The 6,282-nt window shown below is 51.1% G+C and carries 6 protein-coding genes; 4 read left to right on the top strand and 2 right to left on the bottom strand.

What is annotated here, in order from left to right; translation table 11 throughout:
• Positions 1–260: 260 nt before the first annotated feature.
• A complete protein-coding gene (locus ACO4R2_RS02255) occupies positions 261–827 on the bottom strand; it encodes a hypothetical protein (RefSeq protein WP_315091836.1) in 567 nt (188 codons plus the stop codon).
• Positions 828–1,028: 201 nt separating this feature from the next.
• The gene (locus tag ACO4R2_RS02250) at positions 1,029–1,415 is read right to left on the bottom strand and encodes a copper resistance protein NlpE N-terminal domain-containing protein (protein WP_347719592.1); all 387 of its coding nucleotides are present in this window, start codon (positions 1,413–1,415) and stop codon (positions 1,029–1,031) included.
• 346 nt (positions 1,416–1,761) lie between these two features.
• Here ACO4R2_RS02250 and porX point away from each other — a divergent pair, with 346 nt between their 5' ends.
• From porX to ACO4R2_RS02230, 4 genes are all read left to right on the top strand, one after another.
• The gene (porX, locus tag ACO4R2_RS02245; RefSeq protein WP_484769013.1) at positions 1,762–3,312 is read left to right on the top strand and encodes a T9SS response regulator signal transducer PorX; all 1,551 of its coding nucleotides are present in this window, start codon (positions 1,762–1,764) and stop codon (positions 3,310–3,312) included.
• A gap of 70 nt (positions 3,313–3,382) precedes the next feature.
• Entirely contained in the window at positions 3,383–4,081 is a 699-nt protein-coding gene (locus ACO4R2_RS02240) for a DedA family protein (protein ID WP_484769012.1), read from the top strand.
• A 171-nt stretch (positions 4,082–4,252) separates the two neighbouring features.
• A complete protein-coding gene (locus ACO4R2_RS02235) occupies positions 4,253–5,122 on the top strand; it encodes a hypothetical protein (RefSeq protein ID WP_484769011.1) in 870 nt (289 codons plus the stop codon).
• A gap of 9 nt (positions 5,123–5,131) precedes the next feature.
• Complete coding sequence (locus ACO4R2_RS02230; RefSeq protein WP_484769010.1) at positions 5,132–6,166, top strand: S41 family peptidase; 1,035 nt, start codon at positions 5,132–5,134, stop codon at positions 6,164–6,166.
• Positions 6,167–6,282 lie beyond the last annotated feature (116 nt).

The following is a 6,282-nucleotide window of genomic DNA, read 5'->3' as shown; positions in this document are numbered from 1 at the left end:
GGTACTGTCCACAAGACGGGAGAGTAGGTCGCCGCCTTTTTTTAAATAAGAGACTCCTATCAGAGTAATTATCTGATGGGAGTCTCTTTTTTATGTGTTTGAGGCAGAGGCTCGGTTGTGTTTTGAAGGCTAAGAGGCGAAGAAAAGGAACAGTTAGGGCGGATTATAAAAATATCAGGTGAGTCCGTTTGGGAGACTCACCTGATATTTGATTTCCGCTTCTTTTTGAAGAGTAAAAGAAGGGTTTTTATGTTTTGTGCTTATTTAACGCTGAAGGTGGTAATCTTCATGCTGTTCTTCTCATTCAATTTGTCTGGATCTCCTAAGGAAATGCCGTATTCTCCTGGTTCAAGATTTTCTATGACTATGAGGTATGAGCTTGTGCCATATTTCTTGGCTTGGAACTCTATTTGACCTAAGGAATTTGACTTGCTGCCTGAGAATGTGCCAGATTCAGCGAGTTGTGCTCTTCTTTCTTTTCCTTTTACTTCAAATTTGAAGATGCTGATGAAAGAGTTAGGGTCTGTTGCGTTGTTGGCAGCTTTTATGATCAGGCGTACATCTCCGCCTTGTTTTGCTACTACGCTTGATGTTGTGCCTGGTAGAGAGATGCGTGTCTTGACCTTTCCGATACCTGTCAGATATACTGAAGCACCGGCTTTTGTTTTTACTACGCCTGTTTCTCTCGGTAGTTTTACGTATTCGGTATTTGAGGTAAGGAGATACGTTTGATCGGAGAATTCAGGTTCTGGAACTGTTACTTTCTGGGCAAAGGCGAAGCTTATGCTCAAGATTGCGAGGGCTAGGGTTAGAATTTTTTTACTCATAATTCATTTGTTTTTAGTTCTGGGTTGTGTGCAAAAATATGGAATTTATTCTTACAGTGCAACAAATAAATAAATTTTTTATAGCACAAAAAAGTATTTCTCTACTTTTATTCCCACAAAAAATCCTCTCTTTCCCTTGTCGGAGGACAGAGGGAGAGGAGCGTATTTGCTTTGTCGTTACGCTGATTGCGTGTAGCTTTCTTACTTAGCCACCTTTTTCAGAACGTAAGGCAGACCGCTAGCAGCAGGCTGCTTGTCAGCGCCGAGCATAGTGAGGCTGTCCGGAGTCATAGCGTAGAAGTTGCTGTCAGCACCTGCAACAGTTGTCAGAATGTTCTTAGCATCAACGCTGTACTTACCAGTTTCAGTTTGGCTGCCAGAGTGAGTACGAGTGAAAGTGCTGTCAGACTTCAGTGTGATAGTTACAGAGTCAGAACCATCTGCACCAGGAAGAACACCAGCATAAACTGTGCTGTCAGCAGTGCTGTCGGCAATACTATCAGTACCGTTGCTGTTACCATTTGTTTTGTTGCCGCAAGAAGCGAAAGTCATAACTGCAGCAGCAGCTACAAAAAGAATCTTTTTCATTGTCTTTTGTATATTTAAGTTATTATTCGTTTATTCCGTATTTAGGAATTTGCGACAAATGTACTACTAATCTTTGGACATACAACAAGAAGTAAACTTTTTTATGATTTCTGATGTTTTTTTTCTTGTGATATTCTCCATCTGAGTGGTAGAGGTAGCAAAAAAGGCATCTGTAACAATAGCTTAATTCTCCTTTTTCGTATTTTTGCACACAAGCAAGATAAGGATTGTGAGCTTCATTCGTTTGTTCAATCTGATGGATGGGTTCGCGCACACCTCCTCTTGCGGCACTGTTGCGCTTATGCACATTGCTAAAAATCCCAATTAATAGCACACCACGAAATATATGACACAAGGAAGACTACTTTGGGTGGACGATGAGATTGATATGCTCAATGTCCACATCCTTTTTTTGCAGCGCAAAGGCTACGAAGTGACTAGCTGCTCCAACGGGCAGGACGCTATCGACCTCTGCCGCGACAACGCCTATGATCTCATTCTTCTCGACGAGAATATGCCCGGCCTTTCAGGTCTCGAAACGCTGGCCGGCATCAAAGACGTGCAGCCCAATGTGCCCGTGGTGATGGTGACGAAAAACGAGGCCGAGGACCTTATGGACCAGGCCATCGGCTCTAAGATTGCCGACTATCTGCTCAAACCCGTCAATCCGATGCAGATTCTTCTCACGCTGAAGAAGAACATCCACCAGCGTGAGATTGTGGCCGAGGTGACGCAGAGCAGCTACCGCCAGGAGTTTCAGAAAATCTCCGCGCAAATCAGCGACACCTCCACGCCCGAGGAATGGAAGGACCTCTACCGCAAGCTCGTTTATTGGGAGATAGAGCTCTCTGAGACGGGCGGCAGTATGGACGAGATGCTGGCCATGCAAAAGGAGGAAGCCAACCTCACCTTTGCCAAGTTTATCCGCAAGAACTATGAGCACTGGGTCAATACCCCAGACGATCGTCCGCTGATGAGTCCCGATGTGTTCAAGCGTTGCGTCTTTCCACGCCTGCGTGAAGGAAAGAAAGTGTTTCTCCTTGTGCTCGACAATTTCCGTTACGACCAATGGCGCGAGCTGAGCCGCGAACTCACCGACGACTTCGACATCGATGAAGACCTCTACTTTAGCATCCTCCCCACAGCCACGCAGTATGCCCGCAACGCTATCTTCTCCGGCCTCATGCCCTTGCAGATTCGCGAGATGTACCCCGAACTCTGGGTGGAAGAGGACGAAGATGAGGGTAAGAACCTCAACGAAGAACTCCTCATTGGCCACCAGCTCGAGCGCTACCGCAGAAAAGAGAAGTTCACCTACCACAAGCTCAACGACTCGCAGGGTGCCGACCATTTCCTTGGCCAAATCAAGCAACTCACGGAGATGCCGCTCAACGTCCTTGTTATCAACTTCATCGACATCCTCTCCCACGCCCGCACAGAAAGCCGAATGGTGCGCGAGCTGGCTTCCAACGAAGCTGCCTACCGCTCCATCACGCTCAGCTGGTTCAGACACACGGCTATCAAGCAGCTCTTCACCAAGCTGGCGGAGATGGACTACGAAATCCTTATCACCACCGACCACGGCTCTATCCGCGTGGACGCGCCCATCAAGGTGGTGGGCGACAGAAACGTCAACACCAATCTGCGCTACAAGTTGGGCAAGAACTTGGGCTACAACGCCCGCGAAGTGTTTGAGATGAAAGACCCTCGTCGCTTTGGCCTGCCCTCGCCCAACCTCTCCACCGCTTACATCTACGCGCAAGGCTCGCGCTTCTTTGCCTATCCCAACAACTACAACTATTACGCACAATACTATCGCAACACTTTCCAGCACGGCGGTATTTCTATGGAAGAAATGCTCATACCCCTCGTTTGCCTCAGACCGAAGAAGCGCTAAGCCCCTGTTTTGCCGTCTCTCCCTTTTCCATTAACTTTGTGCCACAAATAAAAAGAAAAGACAGAAAAGTATGGATTCCGCAACATTGATTGCCTGGGTTCTGGAGAACCTCAACTATTGGGTGGTGGCTGCCTTTATGGCCATCGAGAGTTCGTTTATCCCCTTCCCCTCCGAGGTGGTGGTGCCGCCTGCGGCGTGGCTCTCGATGAGCGACCCGAGTATGAACATCGTCCTCGTTGTTGTCTTCGCCACGCTGGGAGCTGATGTCGGTGCACTTGTCAACTATTTCCTGGCGCGCTGGTTGGGCCGCCCTGTCATCTATAAGTTTGCCCGCTCCCGTTGGGGGCATTTCTGCCTCGTCACCGAGGAGAGCGTGGCTCGCGCAGAGGAGTATTTCCGTGACCACGGGGCTACGGCCACTTTCTTCGGCCGTCTGGTGCCCGCTGTTCGCCAGCTCATCTCCATTCCGGCAGGTCTGTCGGGCATGAAGCTTGGCCCGTTCCTCCTCTACACCACGTTGGGCGCTGGCGCATGGAACACTGTCTTGGCACTCATTGGCTATTTCATTTCGCGCATCCCAGGTGTTCAAACCAAAGAGCAGGTGGTGAAATTGGCCATGCGTTATAGCCACGAACTCGGTTATGTCCTTTTCGGCCTCGCCGCTCTCTTCTTGGCCTATCTCATTTATAACGGTTTGAAGAAGACTGATATTCGAGAAAAGATCATGAAGAGTGTTGACGAGATGGAGAAGGAGGAAGAGGAGAACTAATTGAGAGCGATTTTTTCTCGGACTAATCGGACATTTTTCAGACTGGTCGGACTGGTCCGACTGATCGGACGAGTCAGATTTTTCTCAGACTGGTCCGACTCATCCGACCAGTCCTGAGATACAATAAGGCTGTCAGCTGACACAATAAGGCTATCAGCTGGCGCAATAAGGATGCCAGCTGACGCAATAAGGAAAATCACGGCGCGCATTATCCTATTCATTTTCTTTTGCCTACAACCTGTTATGAAACACTTTCTATCCCTCATTTTCTTACTTTCCGCCCTGCCTTTGTCGGCACAGCGGGCCGATACGCTGCGAGCCGTTGACCACAGCTGGCTCTTCGGCGTTGGGCGCACCCATGTGCTCGACACTTATCTGAGTCCGCAGGACTATATCGGGGCGGGATTTTTCGTTAGCCATCGCACGGAGCGCACAGCCCACTGGGGGCGCGGCCGCGTGACGGTGGTGGCGCACTACAGGGCCGATGCGGCTCATCTCACCGGGCAGTCGGGCGACGGCCGCGAATGGGATGCCAACCTGCGAATGGGAGTGGGGTGGATGTGGAATAAAAGGTCTGCTCAACGCCCCTTCCGCCTGGCTTTCGGTCCGCTGGTCGAGGTCGGAACAGGCGTTACCTACAACACGCGAAATGGGAACAATCCGGCGCAGGGTAGGCTCTTCATGGATGTGGCAGCAGCAGGGCTGGCGGAATATGACTTCCACGTGGGGCGGCAGCAATGGCAGGCGCGTGCCGAAGTGGCAGTGCCCCTCGCCGGACTGGCTTTCTCGCCCGCCTATGGGCAGTCCTACTATGAGTTGTTCGGTCTTGGTCATCGCGACCATAATTGTGTGGTTTCTCATGTGGGCAATGCGCCCTCGCTCCATTTTCTCGCCACGCTCTCCCTCCCGTTGGGCCGCTCGCGCCTCACGCTGGGCTATGGGGCCGATGTGCGGCAGAGTCGTTTCAACCATATCAAAACCCACCACTGGCAGAACCAATTCGTCATTGGCTACACGCGTCGATTGCGACTACTGAAATAAACTCTTACGATGAGAACACTTTCCCTCTTTTTTCTTTCGCTCCTCGCTGGCTTACTTTCGTCTTGCATCACGGAGGACATGGCTAACAACACGCCCACGGGCAACTTCGAGACGTGCTGGAAACTTATTGACGAACACTATTGTTTTTTCGATTATAAGAATAAGGAATACGGTTTGGACTGGGCAGCTGTGCGCGACCGCTACCGTCAGGGCGTTACGGACAATATGCGGAGCGAACAGCTTTTCGAGGTTCTGCGCCGAATGACGGCAGAGCTTCGCGACGGCCACGTGAATCTCAGTGCCGCCCACGATGTGGCACGCTACGGCGCTTGGTTCGACGATTTTCCGATGAACTTCTCCGACTCGCTCGCGCGTCGTTATCTCGGGCGCAGCGAAGATTTTCGCGTGGGTAGCGGACTTCGCTACCGTGTGCTTTCGGACAATGTGGGCTACATCCGTTGCGCCTCCTTCGCCTCGCCTCTGGGTAGTGGCAACCTGCAAGAAATGATGCGCGCCCTAGCCATGTGCGATGGCCTGATTGTGGATGTGCGGAGCAACGGCGGCGGCCTGCTCACCAGTGCGGAGCAACTGGCCTCGCTCTTCATCAACGAACCCACCACGCGCGCCTATATGCAGCACAAGCGAGGCCCGCGCCACGACGATTTCTCCCCCATGGAGGCCATCCGCATAGAGCCGTTCAAGGGCTTGCGCTGGCAAAAGCCCGTTTGCATCCTCACAAATCGCCGCACCTTTAGTGCCGCCAACAGTTTCGTAATGTTCCTCAAAGGTTTGCCGCGCGTCACCGTCATTGGCGACCGCACGGGCGGCGGCGCAGGCCTGCCGTTCACCAGCGAACTCCCCAACGGCTGGACCCTCCGCTTCTCCGCCAGCCCCATGTACGACAGTGAGATGCGCATGACCGAGATGGGCATCGACCCCGACGTGAAAGTCGACATTTCCTCCGCCGACTACGCCCGCAGCATCGACACCATCATCGAAACAGCCCGCCAGCGCATCCGCGAAGCAAGGAAAGCATCTTACTAAATGTAAAACGTGTTTTAGACAAATTGTCTGTTTTTTTTAGTAATTTGATGTATTTTTGTTGAAAAAAATTTTGTTTGCATATATATGTGTATATATTTGCGGTTGGAATTGATTAA

It is taken from the genome of Alloprevotella sp. (assembly GCF_057240785.1).
This window is presented reverse-complemented; position numbering and strand designations above follow the sequence as displayed.

What these genes read in the sequence shown, in the direction of transcription:
- porX (WP_484769013.1), top strand. Translation starts at nt 1,762, where the DNA reads ATGACACAAGGAAGACTACTTTGGGTGGACGATGAGATTGATATGCTC.
- ACO4R2_RS02235 (WP_484769011.1), top strand. Translation starts at nt 4,253, where the DNA reads ATGCCAGCTGACGCAATAAGGAAAATCACGGCGCGCATTATCCTATTC.
- ACO4R2_RS02240 (WP_484769012.1), top strand. Translation starts at nt 3,383, where the DNA reads ATGGATTCCGCAACATTGATTGCCTGGGTTCTGGAGAACCTCAACTAT.
- ACO4R2_RS02250 (WP_347719592.1), bottom strand. Translation starts at nt 1,415, where the DNA reads ATGAAAAAGATTCTTTTTGTAGCTGCTGCTGCAGTTATGACTTTCGCT.
- ACO4R2_RS02230 (WP_484769010.1), top strand. Translation starts at nt 5,132, where the DNA reads ATGAGAACACTTTCCCTCTTTTTTCTTTCGCTCCTCGCTGGCTTACTT.
- ACO4R2_RS02255 (WP_315091836.1), bottom strand. Translation starts at nt 827, where the DNA reads ATGAGTAAAAAAATTCTAACCCTAGCCCTCGCAATCTTGAGCATAAGC.